Genomic DNA, 26227 nt, shown 5'->3' on the forward strand with positions numbered 1-26227 from the left:
CTATTATGAATGAACGTATCGGCCTGTTCGGAGGCACATTTGATCCGCCGCATTTAGCTCATCTGATTATGGCGGAAGAGGCAAAAAATGCATTAAATCTGGATGAAGTCTGGTTTATCCCAGTGCACACACCACCACATAAGCAAAGGGAGAATATGATTTCCGGGGAAGAACGTCTGAGTCTCGTAGAAGCAGCGATTGAGGATAATCCCGGATTTCGCACATCCTCCGTGGAAATCGAACGTGGCGGACCTTCGTATACAATTGATACAGTACGTTACTTTAAGCAGCAGGCGTCGGAAACGGAGTTTTTCTTTTTGATCGGCGGCGACATGGCAGACCAGATGGATAACTGGAAGGATATCGAAAAGCTGCGCAGGCTGGTTGAGTTTGTATTTGTGAACCGGCCCGGCTATAATGGCCGCAAGCCTTCGTGGCTGACCCAGGTGGAAGCTCCTGTGATGCACGTTTCTTCTTCAATGATACGACGCCGGCTCAGGGACGGCGAAACCGTCCGCTATATTGTGCCGGGTAATGTATTAAAAGAGATTGAGAGGAAAAAACTGTATGGACAAAAATGAAGCTCTTCAAATCGTTAAAAAACAGTTGACGGAAAACAGATACAAGCATACGCTCGGTGTCCGGGAGACCGCTTTATATTTGGCAGAACGGTTTGATATCGATTATAATAAAGTAGAGATAGCAGCTATTTTGCATGACTATGCTAAATACCGTCCTGTCGAAGAGATGCGTGAACTGCTCCGCGGAAAAGAAGAAGCCGGCAGGTTTATCGCCTATGGGGACGAACTGCTTCACGCCCCGGCTGGTGCTTATTTCATTCAGACAGAAGCCGGGATTGCAGATGCGGATATTGTTTCTTCAATTTACTGGCATACGACCGGAAAACCCAATATGACAGCTTATGAAAAGGTGCTGTTTTTAGCGGATTATATAGAGCCAAACCGCACATTCCCTGGAGTGGAAGAAGTCCGGGAGGCGGCAGAATCAGATATAGACGCTGCCCTCATCATGGCTCTTGGAAACACGATTCAATTTTTAATTTCAAAAAATGTTCCTGTATTTCCAGATACACTCGGCGCTTACAACGATCTGGTGATGGAACGCAAATAATGGAGGCCTGTAGATGAACGAAAAGGAACTGCTTGAATTAGCGGTACAAACTGCTGACAGCAAGAATGCACATGATATCGTAGCACTTGATATGAGAGGGGTTTCGCCGGTGGCAGATTATTTTGTTATCGGCCACGGCACTTCTGAAAAGCAGGTACAGGCGATTGCCACAGAACTGAAAAAGGCTGCTCACAAGCAGGGTATCGATGTACAGAGGCTTGAAGGCTATAACGAAGCAAAATGGGTGCTGATCGATCTCGGGGAGGTCGTCGTACACATTTTTCATGAAGACGAAAGAAATTATTACAACCTTGAAAAATTATGGGGAGATGCCGCATACGTGGAACTCGAAACGGTGCTTTCCCAGTAACAATGCAAGCCTGAAAGGCCTGAAAAATCAGGCCTTTTTCTAATTTAAAATGAAGGGAAGTGCAGAATGGCCCACTCAATGTATAACGGCTTTGCCGAAGTGTATGACCGGCTGATGGCTGACGCTCCGTATGACGCCTGGAAAGAAGCTGTCATAAAAGAAGCCCCTGCCAATAATCCGAAAATGCTTGAACTTGGATGCGGAACCGGAGAAATCATGAAACGTCTCTATAACGAAGGCTTTCACGCGGACGGCATGGATCTTTCAGCAGACATGCTTGCAGTGGCAGCGCAGAAATGGAGTGCTTCACGGGAAAGACCTGGATTGTTCCATCAGGATATGAGGTTTTTGGACGCGCCGGATACGTACCAGCTCATTTTTTGTTTTTGTGATTCCCTGAACTATTTAACGAAGCCGGAGGATGTTAAAGCCACCTTTGCCGGTGTGTATAACCATCTCGAAGCTGGTGGCGCTTTTATGTTCGACGTTCATTCCATTCACTACATAGAGGATATTTTGTCTGAGGTTTCCTATGCAGACAATGACGAAGAGATTTCTTTTATATGGGATGTGTATCCTTCAGAACAAATCTGGGAGGTCGAGCACGAGCTGACTATTTTTTCAAAAAATGCAGACGGCACCTACAGCCGGTATGATGAAGATCATGTACAGAGAACATTTGCTGTTAATGAATACAAAGAGTGGCTCGAGGAAGCGGGTTTTTCGACGGTCCATATCACAGCTGACTTCACAGCGGATTTTCCGGATGAAGAAAGCGAGCGCATATTCTTTTTGGCGAAAAAAACAGACAAATAGTGTAAAATATTGTAATATATAGAAGTGAATACTCTCCTCTTTAATATGGGGGTCCTGCTCCCTTCCCCTCCCGAATTTTCCCTTTACTAATTAAACAAATAAAAAGAATCTGGAGTTGATGCTTTCTTTGACGAGCCGTTGGAAATTAATTGCAGTAAGCGCCGGTGGAGCCGTGTGCCTTGGAATTATGTTTCTATTATTTTGGAGCGGACTACCCGGGGGACAGGCGGAACAGCAGGAATCTGTTCCATGGGAAAATCAGCCGGACGAAACAGTGCAGGAAGAAGCCTCCGGAGGTGGTTCTGATCAGGAAAACGAGGAGACTGGCGGGGAGGTCCGGGTCGATGTGAAAGGCGAAGTGCATGCCCCCGGCGTTTATACACTTCAGTCAGATAAGAGAGTCGAAGAAGCGATCCAGAAGGCGGGCGGAATTACGGACAAAGCGGATATGCTTCAGGTAAATCTTGCAGAAAGAATAGAGGATGAGATGGTTATTCATATACCTGGGGAAGGGGAGGAAACAATTACTGGCCCGCCTGAAGAAGGCAGTGGGGAAGGGCCTGTGGTCAATGTGAATGAGGCGGAGCAGGTGGATTTGGAAACCATACCTGGGATTGGCCCGGCAAAAGCCGCAGCTATTTTAAGCTACCGGGAAGATAACGGTGCCTTTGAAACAATAGAAGACTTATCCAATGTGAGCGGAATTGGGGAAAAGACAGTAGAACAGCTGCGGGACTACATTTCTCTCTAATATTTACTTTTCGAAATAGTCTGATAAAGTTAAGAAAGAAATACTATTGCTTTAAGAGAAAGGAGCTTTCCTGTGGAAGAACATAAAGACTGGAAACTTGAAACACTTTCTGTGCATGCGGGCCAAACCCCCGATCCGGCCACTAACGCAAGAGCGGTGCCTATTTACCAGACAACGTCCTATGAGTTTAATGATACCGACCATGCCGCTGATTTATTCGGCCTTCAGGAATTTGGGAATATTTACACCCGAATCATGAACCCGACCTCTGATGTGTTTGAAAAACGAATGGCTGCGTTGGATGGAGGTGTCGGAGCGCTTGCCACTGCAAGCGGCAGCTCCGCTATTCATATTGCCGTATTAAACATTTGCAGCGCCGGAGATGAAATTGTTGCTTCGAGCGGCTTGTACGGCGGGACGTACAATATGTTTATGCATACGCTTCCGAAAATGGGCATCCAGGTTCATCTGGTGGATGGCACGGACCCAGGGGCGTATGAGGAAAAGATAAATGAAAATACAAAATTAATATTCAGCGAAATTATTGGAAATCCCAACGGCAATGTACTTGATATCGAAAAAATTGCCGGGGTGGCTCACGATAACGGGCTGCCTTTAATAGTAGACGCTACGACAGTTACACCTATTCTATGTCGCCCCATTGACCACGGCGCGGATATCGTCGTACATTCAGCAACAAAATTTATCGGCGGACACGGCACGACGATTGGCGGCGTAATTGTAGACAGTGGAAAATTCAACTGGGATAACGGTAAATTCCCCGGGCTTACAGAGCCGGACCCGAGTTATCACGGTGTCGTATTTACCGAAGCGGTTGGAGAAATGGCCTATATTTTAAAGGCACGTGTACAGCTGCTGCGTGATTTAGGGCCGGCTATTTCTCCAATGAACTCATTTTTGCTTCTCCAGGGGCTTGAAACGCTTCATCTGAGAATGGAGCGCCATTGTGAAAACGCCGAAAAGACAGCTTCATTTCTGGAGCAGCATGAGCTGGTGGACTGGGTGAACTACCCCGGACTTTCCTCACATGAGACGTATGCTACAGCGGAAAAATATCTACCGAAAGGAAAAGGAGCCATTCTGACCTTTGGCATCAAAGGTGGTCTTGCCGAAGGGAAAAAATTTATCGAAGCCTGCAATCTGCATTCACACGTAGCGAATGTCGGAGACGCAAAGTCGTTAGTTATTCATCCGGCAAGCACAACGCATCAGCAGCTCTCTGAGGAAGATCAGCGTGCAGCAGGAGTATCAGCAGACCTTATACGGGTTTCCGTTGGCATCGAACATATAGACGACATTCTCCGCGATTTAGAAGAAGCCCTCCAGAAAAGCCAGAAATAAACCACGAGCGATAAAGCCTGCCTCGCTGGGCAGGCCCTTTCTTTTTATTTTTCCTATCTTAATATTTAACAATGGGGGTGAACACGATCCCCGTCCTTTGGATACTTATATCTATGACAGCCCCGGTCGGAATGCTGCTTCGCGGAGATTTCTGGATGTGGGGGATTATTTGGCTTTGCTTCGGCGCCGGTTTCATTATATTGCGGCGCTTCCGGGTATTTGCTGCCGGTGCAGCATTGATGCTGGTCTTTGCCGGAAGCTCCTGGTACTGGATGGAACACAACGATTCATTATTCAACGGCACCGAATCAGAAATTACCGGTACTGTAGCTTCCCCTCTAACGTATGATGGCGGAAGAGCCCGTTTTGAACTGCGTACAGAGACGGGGGAATACATACCGGTTACATGGTGGTTTGACACTGAAGAAGAAATGCAGCAAAGCAAAAGTCTCCTTCCGGGAGAACAGTGTCGGTGGAGCGGAGAAATGAAGGCACCCTCGGCCGCTGGCAATCCCGGTGGATTCAGCTACGAGACTTACCTGTACTGGGAAAAAATACATTGGCTGTTTACGGTGGAAAACAGCCAGAGTGTTGAATGCTTTGCACGCTCAATGGGAGCTGTTGACAGCCTCCAGCGGACCCGGGCCCAGGAGATGCAGCGGATTGAAAGGTTCTTTCCTGAACAGGCCGAGGGGCTGGCGGGCTCTCTGCTGTTTGGGGACCGTACGTCAATGGCCGGCGAGGTGGAGGAAGCATACCGATCCCTTGGTCTTGTGCACGTGCTCGTCGTTTCGGGCATGCATGTTGCCATTATCAGCGGTGCCTTATTTTTTCTGCTGAAGCGAATCGGGGTGACGAAAGAACGGTCCTATACGGTGGTCCTATGCCTTTTGCCCGTATATGCTGTTCTGACCGGTGGAGCTCCCTCAGTGCTTCGTGCGGCCCTTGCTGCAGGATTTTTCATCGGCTGGCAGAAATGGGGGCCTCGCGGGCGGCATTTGGATCCGGTGATTATTCTTTTGACGGTGATGGGGGTTATGCTCCTCCTCAGCCCGGGCTATCTTTTTCATATCGGTTTTCAGCTCTCCTTTTTACTAAGCGGGCATCTGCTTCTGTGCAGAAAAAGGATGGCGGCAGCCGGGAAATGGGTGAATATGGGCTGGATCGCCGGTTCATCGATGCTTGTATCCCTCCCTGTAATACTATGGAATTTTTATCAATTTTCCCTTTGGAATGTATTAATTAATTTTCTGTTCACTCCGGTTCTTCTATTCCTCGTTCTCCCCTTTGTATTTTTGAATTACCTTCTCTCCTTTTTTATTGCTTCTCCTCCCGGAATCTTTTCTTTGGTTTTCGCTGGAATCGACTGGATGCACGAACTTTTTATCTATCTGGGTGGCATGGCGTGGTCCACGGTACTTCTCGGAAAACCGGGTCTTGTTTTCACTGTCGTATATGCGGCAGGATGCGCAGCGTTTATTACAGCGTGGAACAAAAACATGCGAAAAACAGCCATGTATCTATCAGCAGCAGTCATGCTTGCGGCAGCAGTCTGGCAGTGGACGGCTCCTTATACAGACGCCCGCGGAAGAGTAACCTACCTCGACGTCGGACAGGGGGACAGTACAGTCATTGAACTGCCTTACCGGCAGGGCGTGATGGTTGTTGATGGAGGAGGGCGGGTAAGCTTTAACGACGAAGAGTGGAAGGAGCAGGAGTCTCCCTTTGATCCCGGTGAAGCCGTCGTTGCTGAATATTTAAAATACCGGGGGATCCGCAAATTGGACACGGTGGTGGCAACGCACGGGGACACTGACCATGTGGGCGGCCTGAAGTATGTGGTGGAGCATGTGCCGACAGACGAACTGTGGTATGGCAGAAGCGCCCAGTATGAGGCTGGGGAAAAAGAGCTTTTGGCAACATTTGATGAGCATACAGATATTAAGCTCGTCGAAGGCGGGGAAAGTCACCATATTGGGGATACGTCCTTTTATGTCCTGCATCCTAAAGGTGAATGGGAAGACAAAAACGATCGTTCTGTTGTTTTGTATTTTGAGCTTGGCGGAAAGCGCTGGCTGCTGACCGGAGACGTCTCCGCCGAACAGGAAAAACAGATAGTGCAGACTTATCCAGGGCTGCAGGCTGACGTTTTAAAAACGGGCCATCACGGCAGCAGAACATCCACGGACAGTGATTTTGTGGCAGCAATTCAGCCAGAGCATGCGGTTATATCAGCAGGCTACTGCAACCGCTTTGGTCACCCTCATCCAGAGCCTCTCGAAATACTGGAAGAAGCGGGAGTGAACGTATGGCGTACGGATCTTCAGGGAGCTGTCCAGTTTATTACTTCTTCCCGGGAGAATTCCGACATACTTACGGCAAGAGAGGAAATGCTTCCGGCGTGCAATTAAGTCATGGTTTCTCGTAGGAATCAAAAAGAAAATAAGATAAAATAGAAGGAGAATACGTTCGGAAAGTGTGAGCAGATGGATTATATAACGATGGAAAAGCAGATACAGCAGGAGGACGTACAGCCGTTCTACCTTTTGCAGGGTGAAGAGGGCTATATGATTCAGGATATTCAGCAGAAGATTATTGGAAAAGCATTGGCAGAAGAGGAGAGAGAATTCAATCTGTCTACATTCGACATGCGTGAAACACCGGTGGAAATTGCTGTGGAGGAGGCAGAAACTCTCCCTTTTTTCGGAGAGCGGCGGGTGATCGTGCTTAAAAACTGCTACTTTTTAACGGGGGCAAAAGAGAAAGAGAAGGTGGAGCATAAAATCGAAGCGCTTGAAACATATGCCAGGAAGCCGAATCCTACCACTGTGTTAATACTGTCCGCGCCTTATGAAAAGCTCGATGCCCGGAAAAAGGTAGTTAAAGAAATTAAAAAACAGGCTGTCGTACTCGAAGCAGCAGCCGCCGGCGAAGAGACGATGAAAAAATGGATGCAGCAGTTTAATCAGGCCCACCAGCTCACAATGAGCCGTGAAGTCATGGACCGTTTTATTGTTCTTGCCGGCAAAGACCTTCTGATGCTAGCTGAAGAGGCGAAAAAACTGCAGCTTTATACGGGCAGCGGGGAAGTGACGATGGAAACGGTGGATAAACTGGTGCCGCGCTCCCTTGAGGACAACGTGTTTGAACTAGTGGATGCCGTAGTCAAAGGTCAGGCAAAAACGATGTTGCGCATATATTACGACCTGCTTAAGCAGGGAGAAGAGCCAATCAAGATTCTGGCGCTGCTTGCCCGTCAGATCCGTATTATTTATCATGTAAAAAACTTAAAGCAGCAGGGCTATTCGCGAAAGCGCATGGCCAGTTCGATTAAAGTCCATCCGTATGCGGTACAGCTTGCTGAAAAGCCGGCAGCGGCATTTTCACATTCGTACCTTCAGGAGGCCTTGAAGCTACTCAGTACCACAGACTATCAGATGAAAGCCGGGAAAATGGACAAGCAGCTCGCCCTCGAGCTCTGTTTTATGAAGCTTGCCTCGGGCCAGAAAATTGGACAATAAAAAAACGACTCGGGCCCGAGTCGTTTTATCCTTATTGTGCTACTGCGCTTAGGCGCTTGTGCATTCTGGATTTAGCGCGGTTGGCCGCGTTTTTGTGAATCATGTTTTTGCTGGCTGCTTTGTCTACTTTCTTCATCGCGAGCGCGTAGGAATTCTTCGCAGCATCAACGTTGTTTGCATCGATGTTTTTGTCGAATTCTTTAATAGCCGAACGCATGGAAGAACGGAAAGCCTGCTGCTTCACGCGTTGATTTTCGTTAATAATCACGCGCTTTTTTGCGGATTTAATATTTGCCATGGTGGTCACCTCCTTTAGTTACCGGTCATTTCTTTTATCAGCACAAAAGGATTCTATCAAAAATCACGACTGAGCGCAAGATTCAGCAGGAAAGAGTTAAATGGATGAAATTTTCAGAATTAAAGCGAAGCGAACGCGAACATTGAAGGAAGGGCGGGGCATTGCTATAATAGACGTTAGTCTCTGCGAACGGAACGCACGGCAAAGTAGTAATAACAGGAGTGATCGAATCAATGAAAGAGCAGGAAAAAATTGAGCGCCAGAAGCGCATTCGTAACTTTTCGATCATCGCCCATATTGATCACGGGAAATCGACGCTTGCTGACCGGATTTTAGAATCGACCAGTGCGTTGACCCAGCGTGAAATGAAAGACCAGATGCTGGACGCGATGGATTTAGAAAGAGAACGCGGTATTACGATTAAACTTAATTCTGTACAGCTGAAATATACACATACAGACGGAGTGGAGTACATTTTTCACTTGATTGACACTCCGGGGCACGTCGACTTTTCCTATGAAGTGTCGCGGAGCCTGGCAGCCTGTGAGGGGGCTCTTCTGATTGTAGATGCCGCTCAGGGCATTGAAGCCCAGACGCTCGCCAATGTGTATCTTGCCCTCGATAACGACCTGGAAATCCTGCCTATTATCAATAAGGTGGATCTGCCGAGCGCAGAGCCTGAACGGGTAAAACAGGAAGTCGAGGATGTCATTGGCCTGGACGCTTCGGAGGCAGTACTTGCCTCCGCGAAGGATGGGATAGGCACAGACGAAATTTTAAGACAGATTGTTGAAAAGGTGCCGCCTCCGCAGGGCGATCCTTCAGCTCCGCTGCAGGGAATGATTTTCGACTCTGTATATGATACGTACCGCGGAGTTATCGCCTATATCCGGATTAAAGAAGGAACGGTCAAGCCGGGGGAGAAAATCCGGATGATGCAGACTGGAAAAGAATTCGAAGTATCGGACGTCGGCGTGTTTAATCCAAAGCCGGTCTCCTGCGATGAACTGACAGTGGGGGACGTTGGATTTATTATTGCCGGTATTAAAAACGTTGGCGATTCGAGAGTCGGCGATACGATTACAAACGCCCATAATCCGGCCGCCGAGCCGCTGCCGGGTTACAAACGCATGAATCCGATGGTTTTCTGTGGCCTGTTCCCGACAGATGCAAGCAAGTATAACGCGCTCCGGGACGCACTTGAACGGCTGGAGCTTAACGACAGCTCGCTGCAGTTTGAAGCAGAAACGTCCCAGGCACTCGGCTTCGGTTTCCGCTGTGGGTTCCTTGGTCTGCTTCATATGGAAATTATTCAGGAGCGCATTGAGCGTGAGTATAATATCGAGCTGATCACCACTGCGCCGAGCGTTATTTATCACGTGCAGATGGTAGACGCCGAAATGAAAGAGATCGACAACCCTTCCAATATGCCGGATGCCCAGCAGGTGGAATGGGTGGAGGAGCCGTTCGTAAAAGCGACTGTCATGGTGCCAAATGATTACGTAGGTGCCGTTATGGAGCTGTGCCAGGCTAAGCGCGGCGAATTTAAAGACATGAAGTATATGGATGATACACGTGTGAATATCGTCTACGATCTTCCGTTAACCGAAATTGTCTACGACTTTTTCGACCAGCTGAAGTCACAGACAAAAGGATATGCTTCATTTGATTATGAGTTTATCGGCTTTAAAGAAAGCAATCTCGTAAAGATGGATATTTTGTTAAACGGGGAAAGCGTGGATGCGCTGTCCGTTATTGTCCACCGGGACGTAGCCTATGAACGCGGGAAAGCTATCGTTGAAAAATTAAAAGATTTAATTCCGCGCCAACAGTTTGAAGTGCCGGTGCAGGCAACAATTGGAAAAAGCGTTATTGCCCGTTCGACTATTAAAGCCATGAGGAAAAACGTTTTGTCTAAATGCTACGGCGGCGACATTACGCGGAAGCGTAAGCTGCTTGAAAAGCAGAAGGAAGGTAAAAAACGCATGAAAAGCGTTGGAAAAGTAGATGTTCCACAGGAAGCATTTATGTCTGTATTAAAGATGGATAAAGATTAAGCAAAGCGGGCTGCCTTCCGGGCGGCCTTTGCTTTTTCCATAAAGAAGGAGAGAAAAGCGTGGCAAAAGGATTGTACGTCCACATCCCTTTTTGCGAATACATTTGTTATTACTGTGATTTTAATAAATTTCTCATTAACAACCAGCCCGTCGATGAGTATTTAGAAGCACTGGAGCGGGAACTCGCCTCCTACACGATGGACCAGCTGCAGACGGTTTATATCGGAGGGGGGACGCCGACGGCTCTTTCGGCTGTACAGGTGGAGAAGCTGATGCAGATCATGAACCGGCACGTTCCGGTAGGCCAGCTTGAGGAATATACGGTAGAGGTAAATCCGGGAGATGTAGGTAAGGAGAAGCTGTCGCTGCTGAAGGCAGGCGGAGTGGACCGGTTGAGTATTGGTGTTCAGACGTTTCATGATTCCCAGTTAAACAGTATCGGCCGGGGACATTCCGCAAACGAAGCGAAAGAAACAGTTCAGGCCGCCAGACAGGCCGGCTTTGATAACATCTCAATTGATTTAATGTTTGGGCTGCCGGGCCAGACGATGAAGGACTGGGAAGAGACGCTTGATGAAGCGATGGCGCTTGCCCCACCGCACGTGTCGGCTTATTCATTGAAGATCGAAAAGCAGACCCGGTTTTATAATTGGTGGCGTGAAGGAAGAATCGCTCCGCTGCCGGAGGAAGAGGAAGCGGATATGTACGAGCTGCTTGTGGATCGTCTCGAAAGCCATGGGCTTGATGCTTATGAGATCAGTAACTTTGCAAGTGCCGGGTACAGCAGCCGTCACAACCGGATATACTGGCAGAATGAAGAATATATTGGTGCTGGTGCCGGCGCTCACGGGTACACCGACGGCGTGCGATATGCCAACATTAAACCGTTGAACCATTATATCCAAGCCGTTCAGGAAAAAGGCAGTCCAGTGCAAACGACGCATCCGGTAACAAGAAAAGAACAGATCGAAGAGGAAATGTTTCTTGGGCTTCGGTTATATGAAGGTGTATCTACGGAGCGTTTTTATCAGAAATACGGCTGTGCCGTGGAAGACATATATCCGGAAAGCATTCAGGAAGCGAAGCGGAAGGAGTGGCTCACAGAAGCAGAGGGCCGTTTGTTTTTAACAGAAGAAGGAAAGCTGCTCGGTAATGAAGTGTTTGCTTTATTTTTATTGGACGATGAGCCTGAAAATAATTGACAAAGCAAAAATCCTTTGATAGCTTATAAAATAGATTTAGCACTCGGATAAAACGAGTGCTAACAGAGGAGAATGTGTAATGCTTACCGATCGACAATTACTCATTTTGCAATCGATCATTGAAGATTATATTCAATCGGCCGAACCTGTAGGTTCAAGAAGCATCTCCAAAAAAAACAGCATTACGTTCAGTCCGGCCACCATCCGTAACGATATGGCGGATTTGGAAGAGCATGGTTTTTTGGAAAAAACCCACAGTTCGTCCGGACGCATTCCTTCCCAAAAAGCTTACCGGCTGTATGTGGACCGCCTGCTGCTGCCGTACCGCTTCAGTGAACTTGAGATGAACAACATTCAATCGCTTTTTGCCGGTAAAATACTCGAAGCTGAAGAAGCAGTAAAGGAAACAGCCGGCATTTTGTCTGAATTGACGAGCTATGCCTCTATTGTGCTTGGCCCGGAAATGTTTGAATCGAGACTCAGGCAGATTCAGATTGTTCCTATTGGAAAAGAAGCAGCTGTTGCTGTCATCGTGACAGATACAGGATATGTGGAAAACCATACGGTAGCTCTTCCCCCGACGCTTGAAGCAGGGGAGCTCGAACAAATCACGAACATTTTAAACGAGCGGCTGCGGGGGATTCCGCTTTATCAGCTGCAGCGGGCGCTTTTTTCTGAAGTGAGAGACGTTTTAAAGAGGTACGTGCTCAACTACGAAGCAGCTCTTTCGTTTACGGAGGAAGCTCTCCGGAAATCGCGGCATGAAAAGATTTTTTACGGAGGCAAAACCAACCTGCTCAACCAGCCGGAATTCAAAGACGTAGACCGTGTCCGGGCGCTGCTCGAATTAATGGAGGAGGAGCATCTGATTCACGAGCTCTTAAAACCAACCATTAACGGCATGACGATTAGAATTGGGCAGGAAAACACCAATGAAGCGTTTGAGCACTGCAGCATCATTTCTGCCACGTATTCCCTGGCTGGGAAGCCGGTGGGGACCATTGGCATTGTAGGACCGACAAGAATGGAATACCAAAAAGTTATCAGCCTGGTTAATCATCTTTCTTATGGTCTTTCAAATGTGTTAGATGACTTGTACCGGAGAGACTCTTAATGATAGTATTTGTTATTGGTTGAGGAACTTAATAAAGAGTCGGATATAGCGTGGCTTTGAACGATAGCAACAGCATTTATGGAGGTGGCGCAGGTGAGCGAAAAAAACAAACAGCAGGAAGAGGAAAAAAAGGATCAGGAAGCACCAAATGAAGAAGAAGTAACCGAAGAAGACGTCGAAATCCTTGAGCCGGAAGATGTTGAAGAGGATGAACTTGAAGAGGAATCCGGTTCTCGTGAAGCAGAACTCGAAAAAGAAATAAACGAATGGAAAGACCGCGCTCTCCGTGCTCAGGCGGATTTAGAGAATGTGCGCCGCAGAGCAAAAGCGGAAAAAGAGGAAGACGCCAAATACCGGGTCCAGCCTCTAGCAGAGGAGCTTCTGCCGGTAATGGACAATTTTGAAAGAGCGATGCAGACCAAGCCGGATAATGAAAGTGCCCAGTCATTTATTGACGGCATGGCTATGGTCTATAATCAATTCAAATCTGCACTCGAACAGCAGGGTGTGGAAGAAATCCCGGCACAGGGCGAATACTTTGACCCAACCATTCACCAGGCTGTCATGCAGGCTGATGAAGAAGGGTTTGAGTCCAATCAGATTGTGGAAGAAATGCAGAAGGGATACAGACTGAAAGATCGTGTGCTGCGCCCTTCAATGGTAAAAGTGAACAACTAATAATTCAGATATAGAGTACTGTATAGGAGGAAGAAAAATGAGTAGAACAATTGGCATTGACTTAGGTACAACAAACTCTTGTGTAGCCGTTATGGAAGGCGGGGAAGCACAGGTTATTCCGAACCCTGAAGGCAACCGCACAACTCCTTCCGTTGTAGCATTTAAGGACGGGGAGCGTCAGGTTGGGGAAGTGGCTAAGCGCCAGTCTATCACAAACCCTAATACCATCAGCTCCATCAAGCGTCACATGGGAACAGACTACAAGGTGGAAATCGAAGGCAAAGAATACAATCCGCAGGAAGTTTCTGCGATTATTCTTCAAAAATTAAAGTCGGACGCTGAAAGCTATCTTGGCGAGACTGTTACAAACGCAGTTATCACAGTGCCTGCGTACTTTAACGACTCCCAGCGTCAGGCAACAAAAGACGCTGGCCGTGTTGCGGGTCTTGAAGTAGACCGTATTGTAAACGAGCCGACAGCTGCGGCACTTGCCTACGGCCTAGAAAAAGAAGAGGATCAGACTATCCTTGTATTTGACCTCGGCGGCGGTACATTTGACGTATCTATTCTCGAGCTTGGCGAAGGCTTTTTCGAAGTTCGTTCCACGTCCGGCGACAATAAGCTTGGCGGTGACGACTTTGACCAGGTGATTATCGATCATTTAGTGGATGAGTTCCGCAAAGAAAACGGCATTGACCTTTCCCAGGATAAAATGGCTGTGCAGCGCTTGAAGGATGCAGCAGAAAAAGCGAAAAAAGACCTGTCCGGTGTTACGCAGACACAGATTTCCCTGCCGTTTATCACAGCAGATCAGAGCGGACCGAAGCACCTTGAGCTTACACTGACACGTGCTAAGTTTGATGAGCTTTCCTCGAAGCTGGTTGAGCGCACAATGGGGCCTACAAGACAGGCAATGAAAGACGCCGGCCTCAGTGCTTCCGAAGTTGATAAAGTCATCCTTGTTGGTGGTTCCACACGTATTCCTGCTGTTCAGGAAGGCATTAAAAACTTAACTGGTAAAGAACCACACAAAGGTGTTAACCCGGATGAAGTGGTAGCCGTAGGTGCTGCTGTTCAGGCAGGCGTACTAACTGGTGATGTAAAAGACGTTGTATTGCTCGACGTTACACCACTTTCCCTTGGTATCGAAACGATGGGCGGAGTAACAACTAAATTAATCGACCGGAATACTACAATTCCGACAAGCAAATCCCAGACGTTCTCAACAGCAGCTGACAATCAGCCTTCTGTGGATATTCATGTGCTCCAGGGCGAGCGTGAAATGGCCGCAGACAACAAAACTCTTGGCCGTTTTCAGCTGACCGATATCCCACCAGCTCCGCGCGGCGTACCTCAAATCGAAGTCACCTTCGATATTGATGCCAACGGCATTGTGAACGTACGTGCGAAGGATCTTGGCACCAACAAAGAGCAGTCTATTACCATCACTTCTTCCTCCGGTCTTTCCGAAGAAGAAATTGAAAAAATGGTAAAAGATGCTGAAGAAAACGCAGAAGAAGACAAAAAGCGTAAAGAAGAAGTAGAAGTGCGCAACGAAGCGGATCAGCTCGTCTTCACGACAGAAAAAACGCTGAACGACCTCGGCGAAAACGTAACAGAAGAAGAAAAGCAGCAGGCTGAGGACGCAAAAGAAAAAGTGAAAACAGCACTTGAAGGCGAAGATGTTGAAGCCATTCGTACGGCAAAGGACGAGCTTCAGGAAATCGTTCAGCAGCTCACCACAAAAATGTATGAACAGGCAGCGCAGCAGGCTCAGCAGGAGCAGGGCGAAGCTGGCGGTGAAAGCAGTGACGATACTGTAGACGCTGACTATGAAGACGTTAAAGATGACAATGGTAACAGTGATAACAACAAAAACAGCTAACGATCTGTAGCGCTGACGAATGGGGCTGTCCCGAATAGTGGTCACTTGACTGCTTCTATTCAAGGGGATGGCCCCTTCTTTCTGTAATGAATATGTTTTTCAGATTGAAGCGTCTTCTTGTAGAATGATAAGATAACACGTATGGACAAGAGCGAGGAGTGAAGATGAACGATGAGTAAACGCGATTATTACGATGTGCTTGGCGTCAGCAAAGACGCAGACGAGCAGGAAATAAAAAAAGCATATAGAAAACTGGCACGCCAGTATCACCCAGACGTCAACAAGGAAGACGACGCCGAAGAAAAATTTATTGAAATCAAAGATGCCTATGATACATTAAGCGATCCCCAGAAGCGCTCGAATTACGATCGTTTCGGCCATGAAGATCCGAACCAGGGCTTTGGCGGCGGCGGAGCCGGAGCTGGCGGTTTCGGAGGCGGCTTTGGCGATATTTTCGATATGTTTTTCGGCGGCGGTGCTTCAAGAGATCCAAACGCTCCGAGACAGGGGGCGGATCTGCAGTATACGATGACGCTTACCTTTAAGGAAGCAGCCTTCGGCAAAGATACAGAGATCGAAATTCCAAAAGAAGAAAATTGTGAAACGTGCGGTGGCGACGGCGCAAAGCCGGGTACAGAAAAAAGAACATGCCGCCAGTGCGGCGGGCAGGGCCAGATGAACGTAGAACAGAATACACCGTTTGGCCGTGTCGTGAACCGGCGTGTGTGTGACCGCTGCAGCGGCTCGGGCGTCGAAGTGGAAGAAAAATGTCCTACATGTAACGGAAACGGACGCATCCGCCGGAACAAAAAGATCAATATTCATATTCCGGAAGGCGTCGACCACGGCCAGCAGATCCGCGTGAGCGGTCAGGGCGAGCCGGGTGCAAATGGCGGACCACCGGGCGACCTGTTTGTCGTTTTCAACGTTCAGCCGCATGAATTCTTTGAACGTGACGGAGATGACGTCTACTGCGAAATGCCGCTTACATTTGTTCAGGTAACGCTTGGCGATGAAATTGAAGTGCCGACACTGCGCGGTAAAGTTAAATTGAAAATACCGGCTGGCACCCAATCCGGAACAAAATTCCGTCTCCGGAATAAAGGTATTAATAACGTGCACGGACGTGGCCAGGGCGATCAGCATGTGAAAGTCCAGGTAGTGACGCCGAAGAAGCTGACGGACCGGCAGAAGGAACTGCTGCGGGAATTCGCAGAAATCAGCGGCGATGAAGAAACCGATGAACAGCACGGAAACTTCTTTGACCGTGTAAAACGGGCGTTTCGCGGAGAGTAAAAAGAGAGGAGCAGACATATGAATTGGATTGAAATTTCTGTCCACACTACCCAGGAGGCAATTGACCCTGTGTCGTTTGTGCTTCAGGAAGCAGGGGCAAGCGGGGTCGTGATTGAAGATTCGGCTGACCTGGAGCGGGAATGGGAAGAGGCAGAAGACGAATGGTTCATGCTTTCTGAAGATAATTATCCGGATGAAGGCACGCTTGTAAAAGCCTATCTTCCAATGACAAGCTACGTCACCGATACTGTGGAGGAAATTAAGCAATCCATTAATGAACTGCTCCTTTACGATATTGATTTAGGACGAAACCAGGTAGTGCTTAAAGAAATCGCCGAGGAGGACTGGGCAGAGGCCTGGAAAAAGTATTACAAGCCTGTCCAGATCACGAATAAAGTTACTATTGTGCCTTCCTGGGAAGAGTATGAAAAAAAGAGCGGGGAAAAAATCATTACGCTGGATCCGGGCATGGCGTTTGGCACCGGCACCCACCCGACAACCGTGCTCAGCATGCAGGCGCTTGAAGAGTACACACGTCCGGGTAATGCAGTGCTGGATGTCGGCACCGGGTCCGGCGTGCTCGCTATAGGCGCGTGCCTGTTCGAAGCAGGAGAAATTCTTGCGCTCGACCTTGATGAAGTAGCCGTCAGAAGTGCTGAAGAAAATATCAGCCGAAACGGGATGGCAGAAAAAATTACCGTGGCCCAATCGGATCTGCTGGAATACCGGTCGATGCAGGCAGATATCATTGTGGCTAATATTTTGGCACCTATTATTATCCGCCTTGCAGAGGATGCGTTTAGTTCCCTTCAGCCGGATGGTGTGTTTATTACTTCAGGCATCATTGAAAGCAAACGTACGGATGTCGAACAGGCTCTGACGGAAGCGGGTTTTGTTATTGAGGATGTGCGGGCAGTCGAAGACTGGCTGTGCATTATTGCCCGCCGGCCGCAGACACTATAAAGGAGAGGAATATGCAGCATTATTTTGTGGACCCCTCCTCCATACAGCATGAATATATACAAATCACGGGTAATGATGCAAAGCACATTGCCCGTGTTATGCGTATGGGCCCGGGAGAAAAAATTGTATGTAAAGATAATCAGGGACATGCCTTTGTAACTGAAATTGAAAGCGTGGAAGAAAAAAGCGTCCATGTAAAAATAATCAGCGAGTGGACAGGAGGAGCAGAGCTTCCTGTAAATATCATCGCCGCCCAGGCTCTGATTAAAGGTGAAAAAATGGACACTGTCGTGCAAAAAGCAACAGAGCTCGGGGTCTCGGCGATTTATTTTTATGAAGGGGAGCATTCTGTGGTAAAATGGGATGCGAATAAACGGCAAAAGAAAATTGATCGTTTAAACCGAATTGCTAAAGAAGCAGCAGAGCAGTCAGAGCGGATGTATATACCGGAAGTTGTTTATTTTTCCTCAGCACGTAAGGTTATAGAAAACACGGCTTCTGTCGGGAGCCGGATCGTTTTATCAGAAGCAGAGGCGAGAGCAGAACTGCCCGCAAAGCTCCCTGACGTGTTTGCCGGTCATCCGGAAACACTGCTTGCATTTATCGGGCCGGAGGGCGGATTTTCCCGTAGCGAGCTGGACCTGTTTGAGGAACAGCACATTCCTGCGACGTCCCTGGGGAAGAGAATTGTCCGAAGCGAAACCGCTTCTTTGCTGCTGCTTGGAGCAGTGACATATTATTATGAAATTCAGGAGGGGAACATACAATGAGATCAGTGGCGTTTCATACTCTTGGCTGTAAAGTAAACCATTACGAAACGGAAGCCATATGGCAGCTGTTTAAAAACGACGGCTATGAAAAAAAGGAATTTGACCAGACCGCGGATGTCTATGTTATCAACACCTGTACGGTAACAAACACCGGAGATAAAAAAAGCCGCCAGGTGATCCGGCGCGCAGTACGTAAAAATCCGGAAGCCATTATATGCGTCACCGGGTGTTATGCCCAGACCTCTCCGGGAGAGATTATGGATATCCCCGGTGTCGATATTGTCGTCGGTACGCAGGACCGCAAAAAAATGCTCGATTATATTGAAGAGTACACGGTGTCCCGGGAACCGATTAACGGTGTAAGCAATATTATGAAAAATCGAGTGTACGAAGAACTCGATGTACCGGAGTTTACCGACCGTACGAGAGCATCGCTGAAGATTCAGGAAGGGTGCAATAACTTCTGTACCTTCTGTATCATCCCGTGGGCCCGCGGTCTGCTCCGTTCGAGAAATCCGGAGGAGGTTATGCACCAGGCCGAACAGTTGGTTAACAAAGGCTACAAAGAACTGGTGCTGACAGGTATTCATACGGGCGGCTACGGTGAAGACCTGAAGGACTACAATCTCGCAGGGCTGCTCCGGGACCTTGAAACCATCGACGGTTTAAAACGGATCCGTATTTCTTCCATAGAAGCAAGTCAGATCACCGATGAAGTGATTGATGTGCTCCGCAGGTCAAACAAAGTAGTAAATCATCTGCACGTGCCGCTTCAGGCTGGCTCAAACACCGTGCTTAAAAGAATGAGAAGAAAATACAGCGTGGAATTTTATGCGGACCGCCTCGAAAAACTGCGCGAGGCGCTTCCAGAATGCGCCATCACCACAGATGTGATTGTAGGCTTCCCGGGTGAAACGAAAGAAGAATTTCAGCAGACGTACGACTTTATCCGGGACCAGCGTTTCTCAGAGCTGCACGTATTTCCATATTCGAAGAGAACCGGCACACCGGCTGCTAAAATGAGCGATCAGGTTGAGGATGAAGAAAAAAATGACCGGGTGCACCGTCTGATCGAACTGTCCAATCAACTGGCAAAAGAGTATGCTTCGCGTTTTGAAAATGAAGTCGTGGAAGTAATTCCGGAAGAAGAAGATAAAGAAAAACCAGGTTACTTTGTCGGCTATTCGACGAATTATATCAAGGTACGTTTCCCTGCGAATCCGGAATGGCGTGGTGAAATTGTGCGCGTGAAAATTACGAATGCGGGCTATCCATTGAATGAAGGGGAATTTGTACGCGTGCTTGACCATGATACAGCAACGCTTGTATAACTATAACAGCTAAAATGGAGGAGAAAGTATGGCAGATCTCGCGCAATATATTGATCACACCCTGCTGAAGCCGGAAACGACATTTGAAGATATAAAACGTATCACAGCAGAAGCCAAAGACAATCATTTCAAATCTGTATGCATTAATCCGGCGATGGTGCCTTTTGCAGCTGAGGAACTGGAAGGCTCCGGTGTGCTTGTCTGTACAGTGATCGGTTTTCCACTCGGTGCCACGAATCCGGAAACAAAAGCATTTGAAGTGAAAAATGCCATCGCCAACGGAGCGAAGGAAGTTGATATGGTTATCAATATCGGCGCCTTAAAGAGCGGGGAAGACGATCTGGTCCGTGCGGACATTGAAGCGGTCGTACAGGCTGCAAATCAGGAGGCACTGGTGAAGGTGATAATAGAGACAGCGCTGTTAACTGATGAAGAGAAGAAGACGGCCTGCAGTCTTGCCGTTGAAGCCGGAGCGGATTTTGTGAAAACATCCACTGGGTTTAATGGAGGAGGAGCAACGATCGAAGATGTGCGGCTGATGAAAGAGACGGTGGGCGACCGTGCCGGCGTAAAAGCGAGCGGCGGTGTCAAGGACCGTCAGACTGCTCTTGCATTAATTGAAGCCGGAGCGTCCAGGCTCGGTGCAAGCTCTGGTGTGAAAATACTGCAGGGTGAAACCTCAAGCGAAAACTACTAACAATCTCTGCCTGCCAGCTCGTTGATTTTTTGGCACAGATGCTTTATACTATTTACCAAATGGCTAGTATTTGAGTAATAGTCTTTATTCATATATTAGTTAGATTGGTTGTTCGGAGGGAGGGAATCACATGGCAGAGACAAGAAAGAAAAAGAATGAAGATATTGATGCCGCTCTTCGCCGTTTTAAGCGTAGCCTTTCCAAAGAAGGAACAATGGCTGAAGTGAAAAAACGCAAACACTACGAAAAACCTAGTGTTCGTCGTAAGAAGAAAAGCGAAGAAGCTAGAAAACGTAAGTTTTAAGTAAAGAAGGTGCTGCATCCTTGGAACTCATGGACCGTTTAAGCAGTGACATGAAGTCAGCAATGAAAAACAAGGAAAAACAGCGTTTAAGTGTCATCAGAGGCCTGCGTGCATCGATGCAGAATGAAGCTATCAAGCTCAATAAAGAGCTTGATGAAAGCGAAGCAACAGCGGTTTTAAACCGCGAAATGAAACAAAGAAAAGATTCCCTCCATGAGTTTGAAAACGCAGGACGGGAAGATTTAGCAGAACAGACCAGGTTTGAAATGGACGTCATATCTGAATATCTTCCTGCTCCTTTATCGAATGAAGAATTGGAATCAATTGTGAAAGAAACTATTCAGGAGGAGAATGCTTCTTCGATGAAAGATATGGGAACGGTGATGTCTGCGGTGATGCCTAAAATCAGCGGAAAAGCAGACGGTTCCCAGGTAAATCAATTAGTGAAAAAGCATTTATCTTCTTGATAATAAGAAAGCTAGAGATCGAATCAGGGTTTAGTTCCGGTTCGGTCTCTTTTTTTAAAACATAAGACAGTCTTCCTGCCGAAATAAACGGGAAAAAATTGAAACGCTTTTATCTTTATCCTCGTACATAAGAGTATAGACATATAACTAATGAACGGGAGGGGGGATAGAGGTGGAGCAGAGAAAAAGCAGATGGTTGTCCGTTCTTCTAGCCATACTTTTCATGACAGCCGCCTGGCTTCCGGCATCTGTACAGGGGGCCGGTGAAAATCAGACCGTATATGTTATCCCGGTTGAACAGACCGTTGAGCAGGGGATGGCTGCATTTTTGGAACGATCGGTGGAAGAAGCGGAAGAAGCTGATGCCGACAGGATTATTTTTGAATTGGACACGCCCGGAGGCGCAGTGGATGCCGCTGGTGAGATTGCCTCTATTATCAATGGCACATCTATTCCAACTACTGCATATGTAACGGACCAGGCTATGTCAGCAGGAGCGTTTCTGGCTTTGAGCGCTGACGAAATTGCCATGGCGCCTGAAACAGAAATGGGAGCAGCCCAGGTTATTGACGGCTCGGGCAATGCAGCATCTGACAAGGCTCAGTCGGCCTGGGTGTCTAATATGGTCAATGCAGCTGAATCCAATGACAGAGAGCCAGTGTATGCAGAAGCAATGGCTGACCCTGGAGTTGAACTGCCGGATTATCGTGCCGGAGAAGGTGAACTGTTAACGCTTACGGCGTCAGAAGCAGCTTCTGACGAAGTGGGCTATGCGGAATACATTGCCGACAGCAGAGATGATCTTCTCAGTCAGATGAACCTGGGCGATGCTGCAGTGGAAGAAGCAGATATCAGCGCAGCCGAGCAGATCGCAAGGTGGGTAACCAGTCCTTATGTGATTCCTATTTTATTGAGCGTCGGCATGATCGGCCTAATACTTGAAGTATTTTCACCGGGATTTGGTATTTTCGGAGGCATCGGTCTCGCATCCTTAGGACTTTTCTTTTTCGGTCATATGATTGCCGGATTTGCCGGCTTCGAAGGACTGCTGCTGTTTGGCGTCGGCTTAATATTACTGCTGATAGAATTCTTTGTTCCTGGTTTTGGGATTTTTGGTATATTAGGTATAGGGGCAGTCGTTGGCAGCCTGTTTATGTCGTCGTTTTCTGTTTCCGTTATGGCACTCTCCGTTGTTCTGGCAGCGGTAGCCGCCATCATCGCAGCAGTAGTTATGGTAGTCGGGTTCGGAAAACGGGGTCCAATGAAAAAGCTGGTGCTTCAGGATACGTTTTCTTCGAAGGAAGGATATGTGTCAAATGAAGGCAGAACGGACTTATTAGGCAGAGAAGGAACGGCACTGACCCCGCTGCATCCGACCGGTGCAGTAGATATTGACGGGGAAAAAATCGATGTTGTTTCAGACGGCCGCTATCTCGACCGCGGAGACGCTGTGCAGGTAGTGCGTGTAGAAGGCACGCGTGTTGTAGTAAAGCCATACTCTAACAAAGAAAGAAGGGAATCATGACATGGGAATTGATATAGGTCTCGTTATTGTATTAGCTATTATTTTAATAGCGCTAGTCATTTTATTCACTTTTGTACCAGTTGCGCTTTGGATTTCGGCGCTTGCTGCAGGGGTGAAAGTAGGTATTTTCCAGCTGGTCGGTATGCGGCTCCGGAGGGTTATTCCGTCGAGAGTAGTAAACCCGATGATCAAAGCAGAAAAAGCTGGTCTTGATATTGAACTGAACAAGCTTGAAGGCCACTATCTGGCCGGCGGTAACGTGGACCGGGTGGTCAATGCACTGATCGCTGCCCAGCGTGCAAACATTGAACTCACATTTGAACGTTGTGCCGCTATTGACCTTGCAGGCCGTGACGTATTGGAAGCTGTACAGATGAGTGTTAACCCGAAAGTTATTGAAACACCATTTATTGCCGGTGTCGCAATGGACGGTATTGAAGTGAAAGCAAAAGCAAGAATCACCGTCCGGGCAAACATAGACCGCCTGGTCGGGGGTGCCGGTGAAGATACCGTTATCGCCCGTGTTGGTGAAGGCATTGTTTCGACGATCGGTTCTTCGCAGAATCATAAAAAAGTATTGGAAAACCCGGACAGCATCTCGCAGACGGTGCTTTCCAAAGGTTTGGATTCAGGTACGGCTTTTGAGATTTTATCCATTGATATAGCCGATATTGACATTGGCAAAAACATTGGTGCAGAACTGCAGACAGACCAGGCGGAAGCAGATAAAAACATCGCCCAGGCTAAAGCCGAAGAACGTCGCGCCATGGCTGTTGCTCAGGAGCAGGAAATGAAAGCTCGCGTCGAAGAAATGCGTGCGAAAGTTACCGAGTCCGAAGCAGAAGTGCCAATGGCAATGGCAGAAGCCCTGCGTTCCGGAAACCTTGGCGTCATGGATTATATGAATATCCAGAACGTAATGTCTGACACGGATATGCGTGAATCCATCAGTAAATCCGGTAAAGACGACGACCAAAACGGTCCATATAACCGCCCGCACACCGATAAATAAGGGACTTTGTCCGTAGAAGAAGGTGAATGAAGCGATGGAGCAGCTGTTTGAACTAGTGTTTAACAATCTTTGGATTTTACTGCTGCTCTTCGGCGGTTTGATTACGTTTATGGGCCGGGGAGACAGCAGCCAGCAGGACAGCGGTGACGGCGATTCGAGGCGGCGCGGGGCTTTCGGAAAACTCGAAGACATATTCGAAGAGTTTGAAAATGCCCGCAAAGAAAATACGCCGAACCGTCCTCAGAATGATCCTTCCGGAAGTCCCGGCAATCATCCAACGCGCAGGGTGCCGGAAGCCGAGGCAGAGCTGTACAAAGAAGAGACAGACGATCCCCAGAATAAAAGCAGTGCTTTAAAAGAATACGAAAAACGCCGAGAAGAGCTTCAGCAGCAAAAGAAAAATGCAAGCCAGCGTCTCGAACGTGCTTCGCGTCAGTCTGCTGAACGCGGAGGCGTTATGTCAGACGGGGAAATCGGCGGAACGCGGAAAAATCCACGGTCGATAAATAAAAAAGAAGCAGCAAATGGGCTCGTGTGGGCAGAGGTTCTCAGCCCGCCGGTCACAAGGCGCAGCGGTTATCCTTACCAGCGGCAGTCAACAATGTCACGTGAAAAAGTGACACCGCATCGTGCCGCTAAAAAAAGCAGTAATGAGTGAACCTGATCTTCGGATCAGGTTCTTTTTTTCCTTAAAATCGTAAAATGTCTGCTATTTTTTGCAACACCCTCAGCGTGGTGGTAGAGTAGAGTTAGCATACTAACGAAAAAACTGATAACAGCAAGGATATGATATTATACTCAAGGAGACTGAGCTATATTGACCGAAAAGAAAACGTTAGAATTACAAGTGAATGAGATGAACGACATACAGCAGCTGTTCGGCCCAAACGATGTGCACATTGAGCGGCTTGAAGAAAAGCTGGACGTTTCGATTATTACCCGGGGTGGCTCGCTGATCGTAGAAGGAAATGAAAAGCAGGCAGCGTTGGTCGAAGAAGTGATTGAAGCTTTGGCGAGGCTGCTCAAAAAACGGGTGCGGATTTCAGAGCGGGACGTTGTCTATGCCGCGCAGCTTGCCGAAGAAGGAAAGCTTGAAAAGCTGGAAGATCTTTTTCAGGAGCAGATCGCTGTAAATGCTGAAGGCAAGCCGGTGATGATTAAAACCTTGGGGCAAAAGGAATATATTGACCAGATTCGTCGTAAAGATATGATATTTGGCGTTGGTCCGGCAGGTACAGGGAAAACCTATCTGGCGGTCGTAATGGCGATAAATGCTTTAAAAGAGGGGCGGGTAAAGCGGATTGTACTGACCCGTCCGGCAGTGGAGGCTGGAGAAAGCCTCGGATTTCTTCCGGGAGACCTGAAAGAAAAGGTGGATCCATATCTGCGTCCTCTGTATGACGCCCTGCATAATATCTTTGGGGCGGAGCATACACAGCGGTTAATGGAGAGAGGAACGATCGAAGTAGCTCCCCTCGCGTATATGAGAGGGCGGACGCTCGACGATGCTTTTGTTATTCTCGATGAAGCCCAGAATACGACGAAAGAACAAATTAAGATGTTTTTAACGCGGCTCGGCTTTGGTTCAAAAATGATCGTTAACGGGGACCTCACCCAGATTGATCTTCCCAAAGGCCAGCAGTCAGGTCTCAAAGTGGCGGCACGCATTTTAAAGAATATTGATCATATTGGGTTCGTTTATCTTGAAGCTACGGATGTCGTAAGGCATACACTCGTGCAGCAGATTCTTGATGCTTACGAACAGGAGGAAGGCGATCCAAAGCGTACGCTGAACCGGCCGGACAAACCAACAAACAACTAGTCAGGGGTGGACAGGTGTGAGTATTGAAGTAGATATGGTGGATGAAACGGAACGAGTAGAATCGAAGCACTGGGAGCTGGTGAAAAACATCCTGCAGTTCGCATGTGAAAAAGAAGGAGTCGTAGACGGCTCGGAGGTTTCTGTAAGTTTTGTGAACAATGAAATGATTCAGGCGGTCAACAGAGAATACCGGGAGATCGACCGGCCGACTGATGTGATTTCATTTGCGCTGAATGACGACGAAATTCAGCCCCAGGCCGAAGGCATACCAAACCTGCTCGGAGACATTATTATCAGCGTCCCTAAGGCGCAGGAGCAGGCTGGGGAATATGGTCATTCGTTTGAAAGAGAACTGGGCTTTTTGGCCGTTCACGGCCTGCTTCATTTGCTTGGATACGATCATATGGATAAAGAGGAAGAAGATAAAATGTTTTCGCGTCAGGAAAGGATTCTTGAAGCGTATGGATTACCGCGATAGATCGGTACCTAAACGCTGGAAGGACGGCTTTATATTTGCTGGAAAAGGTATTCTCCTTGCCTTCCGGGAAGAGCGTCACATGCGCTTTCACGTCTTTTTCGGTCTGGCGGCCATTCTTTTGGGATGGGTGTGCGGAATCGCTTTATGGCAGTGGACCGTTCTTTTGCTGGCAATTGCCGGCATGCTCGTGCTCGAAATGGTTAATTCAGCGCTGGAGCGCCTGGTGAATTTAATATCGCCGGAATGGAATAAAACCGCGGGAGATGTCAAAGACATGGCCGCCGGCGCAGTACTCATTTATGCTGTATTTGCTGTCATCATCGGTGTGATGATTTTTATGCCTTCCTTATGGGAATGGCTGAACTGACAAAGGGGGG

General features: G+C 48.0%; 27 protein-coding genes. 26 read left to right on the forward strand and 1 reads right to left on the reverse strand.

Translation table 11 applies throughout. The annotated features are described in order from the left end of the window. Window positions 1–5 precede the first annotated feature (5 nt). From Q9M42_RS06745 to holA, 8 genes are all read left to right on the forward strand, one after another. Window positions 6–581: a nicotinate-nucleotide adenylyltransferase gene (locus Q9M42_RS06745; RefSeq protein ID WP_322525739.1), complete on the forward strand. Its 576-nt coding sequence runs from the start codon at window positions 6–8 to the stop codon at window positions 579–581. Then, window positions 568–1131 carry a bis(5'-nucleosyl)-tetraphosphatase (symmetrical) YqeK gene (yqeK, locus tag Q9M42_RS06750; protein ID WP_322525740.1) on the forward strand — a complete coding sequence of 188 codons (564 nt, stop codon included), beginning with the start codon at window positions 568–570 and terminating at the stop codon, window positions 1129–1131. The genes Q9M42_RS06745 and yqeK overlap by 14 nt, the downstream gene beginning before the upstream one ends. Before the next feature lie 13 nt (window positions 1132–1144). Next, a complete protein-coding gene (rsfS, locus tag Q9M42_RS06755; protein ID WP_322525741.1) occupies window positions 1145–1501 on the forward strand; it encodes a ribosome silencing factor in 357 nt (118 codons plus the stop codon). 66 nt (window positions 1502–1567) lie between these two features. Continuing rightward, window positions 1568–2317, forward strand: a complete 750-nt coding sequence (locus Q9M42_RS06760; RefSeq protein WP_322525742.1) for a class I SAM-dependent DNA methyltransferase — start codon at window positions 1568–1570, stop codon at window positions 2315–2317. Between the two features lie 127 nt (window positions 2318–2444). Continuing rightward, a complete protein-coding gene (locus Q9M42_RS06765; RefSeq protein ID WP_322525743.1) occupies window positions 2445–3068 on the forward strand; it encodes a helix-hairpin-helix domain-containing protein in 624 nt (207 codons plus the stop codon). A 72-nt stretch (window positions 3069–3140) separates the two neighbouring features. Then, complete coding sequence (locus Q9M42_RS06770) at window positions 3141–4430, forward strand: homocysteine synthase (RefSeq protein ID WP_322525744.1); 1290 nt, start codon at window positions 3141–3143, stop codon at window positions 4428–4430. A gap of 113 nt (window positions 4431–4543) precedes the next feature. Beyond that, entirely contained in the window at window positions 4544–6841 is a 2298-nt protein-coding gene (locus Q9M42_RS06775) for a DNA internalization-related competence protein ComEC/Rec2 (RefSeq protein WP_322525745.1), read from the forward strand. Between the two features lie 75 nt (window positions 6842–6916). Further along, window positions 6917–7951 carry a DNA polymerase III subunit delta gene (holA, locus tag Q9M42_RS06780; protein WP_322525746.1) on the forward strand — a complete coding sequence of 345 codons (1035 nt, stop codon included), beginning with the start codon at window positions 6917–6919 and terminating at the stop codon, window positions 7949–7951. A gap of 31 nt (window positions 7952–7982) precedes the next feature. Here holA and rpsT read toward each other — a convergent pair whose 3' ends face one another. Further along, on the reverse strand, window positions 7983–8249 hold the full coding sequence (rpsT, locus tag Q9M42_RS06785; RefSeq protein ID WP_091611924.1) for a 30S ribosomal protein S20: 267 nt from the start codon (window positions 8247–8249) through the stop codon (window positions 7983–7985). 233 nt (window positions 8250–8482) lie between these two features. On the opposite strand from rpsT, the gene lepA reads away from it, so the two are divergent. The 18 genes from lepA to Q9M42_RS06875 all read left to right on the forward strand — a co-directional run bounded on the left by lepA (window position 8483) and on the right by Q9M42_RS06875 (window position 26217). Further along, window positions 8483–10306: a translation elongation factor 4 gene (gene lepA / locus Q9M42_RS06790; protein ID WP_322525747.1), complete on the forward strand. Its 1824-nt coding sequence runs from the start codon at window positions 8483–8485 to the stop codon at window positions 10304–10306. A gap of 59 nt (window positions 10307–10365) precedes the next feature. Next, window positions 10366–11508: a radical SAM family heme chaperone HemW gene (gene hemW, locus Q9M42_RS06795; protein ID WP_322525748.1), complete on the forward strand. Its 1143-nt coding sequence runs from the start codon at window positions 10366–10368 to the stop codon at window positions 11506–11508. 79 nt (window positions 11509–11587) lie between these two features. Then, on the forward strand, window positions 11588–12622 hold the full coding sequence (gene hrcA / locus Q9M42_RS06800) for a heat-inducible transcriptional repressor HrcA (protein WP_322525749.1): 1035 nt from the start codon (window positions 11588–11590) through the stop codon (window positions 12620–12622). Window positions 12623–12715: 93 nt separating this feature from the next. Next, window positions 12716–13300, forward strand: a complete 585-nt coding sequence (gene grpE, locus Q9M42_RS06805) for a nucleotide exchange factor GrpE (protein ID WP_322525750.1) — start codon at window positions 12716–12718, stop codon at window positions 13298–13300. Window positions 13301–13337: 37 nt separating this feature from the next. Continuing rightward, window positions 13338–15185 (forward strand): molecular chaperone DnaK, encoded by a 1848-nt coding sequence (dnaK, locus tag Q9M42_RS06810; protein ID WP_322525751.1) that lies wholly within the window; start codon window positions 13338–13340, stop codon window positions 15183–15185. Between the two features lie 171 nt (window positions 15186–15356). Beyond that, window positions 15357–16481 carry a molecular chaperone DnaJ gene (dnaJ, locus tag Q9M42_RS06815; RefSeq protein ID WP_322525752.1) on the forward strand — a complete coding sequence of 375 codons (1125 nt, stop codon included), beginning with the start codon at window positions 15357–15359 and terminating at the stop codon, window positions 16479–16481. Window positions 16482–16499: 18 nt separating this feature from the next. After that, window positions 16500–17444 (forward strand): 50S ribosomal protein L11 methyltransferase, encoded by a 945-nt coding sequence (gene prmA / locus Q9M42_RS06820; protein WP_322525753.1) that lies wholly within the window; start codon window positions 16500–16502, stop codon window positions 17442–17444. A gap of 11 nt (window positions 17445–17455) precedes the next feature. Beyond that, entirely contained in the window at window positions 17456–18214 is a 759-nt protein-coding gene (locus tag Q9M42_RS06825) for an RsmE family RNA methyltransferase (RefSeq protein WP_322525754.1), read from the forward strand. Continuing rightward, complete coding sequence (mtaB, locus tag Q9M42_RS06830) at window positions 18211–19545, forward strand: tRNA (N(6)-L-threonylcarbamoyladenosine(37)-C(2))-methylthiotransferase MtaB (RefSeq protein WP_322525755.1); 1335 nt, start codon at window positions 18211–18213, stop codon at window positions 19543–19545. The genes Q9M42_RS06825 and mtaB overlap by 4 nt, the downstream gene beginning before the upstream one ends. A 28-nt stretch (window positions 19546–19573) precedes the next feature. After that, complete coding sequence (gene deoC, locus Q9M42_RS06835) at window positions 19574–20242, forward strand: deoxyribose-phosphate aldolase (protein ID WP_322525756.1); 669 nt, start codon at window positions 19574–19576, stop codon at window positions 20240–20242. A 130-nt stretch (window positions 20243–20372) separates the two neighbouring features. Continuing rightward, window positions 20373–20546: a 30S ribosomal protein S21 gene (gene rpsU / locus Q9M42_RS06840; protein WP_022794945.1), complete on the forward strand. Its 174-nt coding sequence runs from the start codon at window positions 20373–20375 to the stop codon at window positions 20544–20546. Between the two features lie 20 nt (window positions 20547–20566). Beyond that, window positions 20567–21013, forward strand: a complete 447-nt coding sequence (locus Q9M42_RS06845) for a GatB/YqeY domain-containing protein (protein WP_322525757.1) — start codon at window positions 20567–20569, stop codon at window positions 21011–21013. Between the two features lie 172 nt (window positions 21014–21185). After that, window positions 21186–22538: an NfeD family protein gene (locus tag Q9M42_RS06850; protein ID WP_322525758.1), complete on the forward strand. Its 1353-nt coding sequence runs from the start codon at window positions 21186–21188 to the stop codon at window positions 22536–22538. A gap of 1 nt (window position 22539) precedes the next feature. Then, window positions 22540–23550 carry a flotillin-like protein FloA gene (floA, locus tag Q9M42_RS06855; protein ID WP_022794948.1) on the forward strand — a complete coding sequence of 337 codons (1011 nt, stop codon included), beginning with the start codon at window positions 22540–22542 and terminating at the stop codon, window positions 23548–23550. Window positions 23551–23572: 22 nt separating this feature from the next. Next, a complete protein-coding gene (locus Q9M42_RS06860; RefSeq protein WP_322525759.1) occupies window positions 23573–24208 on the forward strand; it encodes a hypothetical protein in 636 nt (211 codons plus the stop codon). 159 nt (window positions 24209–24367) lie between these two features. Further along, a complete protein-coding gene (locus Q9M42_RS06865) occupies window positions 24368–25372 on the forward strand; it encodes a PhoH family protein (RefSeq protein ID WP_322525760.1) in 1005 nt (334 codons plus the stop codon). Between the two features lie 16 nt (window positions 25373–25388). Beyond that, on the forward strand, window positions 25389–25850 hold the full coding sequence (ybeY, locus tag Q9M42_RS06870; protein ID WP_322525761.1) for an rRNA maturation RNase YbeY: 462 nt from the start codon (window positions 25389–25391) through the stop codon (window positions 25848–25850). Then, complete coding sequence (locus tag Q9M42_RS06875) at window positions 25834–26217, forward strand: diacylglycerol kinase family protein (protein ID WP_322525762.1); 384 nt, start codon at window positions 25834–25836, stop codon at window positions 26215–26217. Before ybeY ends, Q9M42_RS06875 begins: the two co-directional genes overlap by 17 nt. Window positions 26218–26227 lie beyond the last annotated feature (10 nt).

Origin of the sequence: Marinococcus luteus (genome assembly GCF_034497705.1) — a bacterium.
GTDB classification, from domain to species: domain Bacteria; phylum Bacillota; class Bacilli; order Bacillales; family Marinococcaceae; genus Marinococcus; species Marinococcus luteus_A.

Coding starts and splice junctions, on each gene's coding strand:
- yqeK (WP_322525740.1), top strand. CDS start 568: ATGGACAAAAATGAAGCTCTTCAAATCGTTAAAAAACAGTTGACGGAA.
- rpsT (WP_091611924.1), bottom strand. CDS start 8,249: ATGGCAAATATTAAATCCGCAAAAAAGCGCGTGATTATTAACGAAAAT.
- mtaB (WP_322525755.1), top strand. CDS start 18,211: ATGAGATCAGTGGCGTTTCATACTCTTGGCTGTAAAGTAAACCATTAC.
- lepA (WP_322525747.1), top strand. CDS start 8,483: ATGAAAGAGCAGGAAAAAATTGAGCGCCAGAAGCGCATTCGTAACTTT.
- Q9M42_RS06745 (WP_322525739.1), top strand. CDS start 6: ATGAATGAACGTATCGGCCTGTTCGGAGGCACATTTGATCCGCCGCAT.
- hrcA (WP_322525749.1), top strand. CDS start 11,588: ATGCTTACCGATCGACAATTACTCATTTTGCAATCGATCATTGAAGAT.
- Q9M42_RS06875 (WP_322525762.1), top strand. CDS start 25,834: ATGGATTACCGCGATAGATCGGTACCTAAACGCTGGAAGGACGGCTTT.
- dnaJ (WP_322525752.1), top strand. CDS start 15,357: ATGAGTAAACGCGATTATTACGATGTGCTTGGCGTCAGCAAAGACGCA.
- Q9M42_RS06760 (WP_322525742.1), top strand. CDS start 1,568: ATGGCCCACTCAATGTATAACGGCTTTGCCGAAGTGTATGACCGGCTG.
- deoC (WP_322525756.1), top strand. CDS start 19,574: ATGGCAGATCTCGCGCAATATATTGATCACACCCTGCTGAAGCCGGAA.
- floA (WP_022794948.1), top strand. CDS start 22,540: ATGGGAATTGATATAGGTCTCGTTATTGTATTAGCTATTATTTTAATA.
- holA (WP_322525746.1), top strand. CDS start 6,917: ATGGATTATATAACGATGGAAAAGCAGATACAGCAGGAGGACGTACAG.
- Q9M42_RS06775 (WP_322525745.1), top strand. CDS start 4,544: ATGACAGCCCCGGTCGGAATGCTGCTTCGCGGAGATTTCTGGATGTGG.
- prmA (WP_322525753.1), top strand. CDS start 16,500: ATGAATTGGATTGAAATTTCTGTCCACACTACCCAGGAGGCAATTGAC.
- dnaK (WP_322525751.1), top strand. CDS start 13,338: ATGAGTAGAACAATTGGCATTGACTTAGGTACAACAAACTCTTGTGTA.
- rpsU (WP_022794945.1), top strand. CDS start 20,373: ATGGCAGAGACAAGAAAGAAAAAGAATGAAGATATTGATGCCGCTCTT.
- Q9M42_RS06825 (WP_322525754.1), top strand. CDS start 17,456: ATGCAGCATTATTTTGTGGACCCCTCCTCCATACAGCATGAATATATA.
- rsfS (WP_322525741.1), top strand. CDS start 1,145: ATGAACGAAAAGGAACTGCTTGAATTAGCGGTACAAACTGCTGACAGC.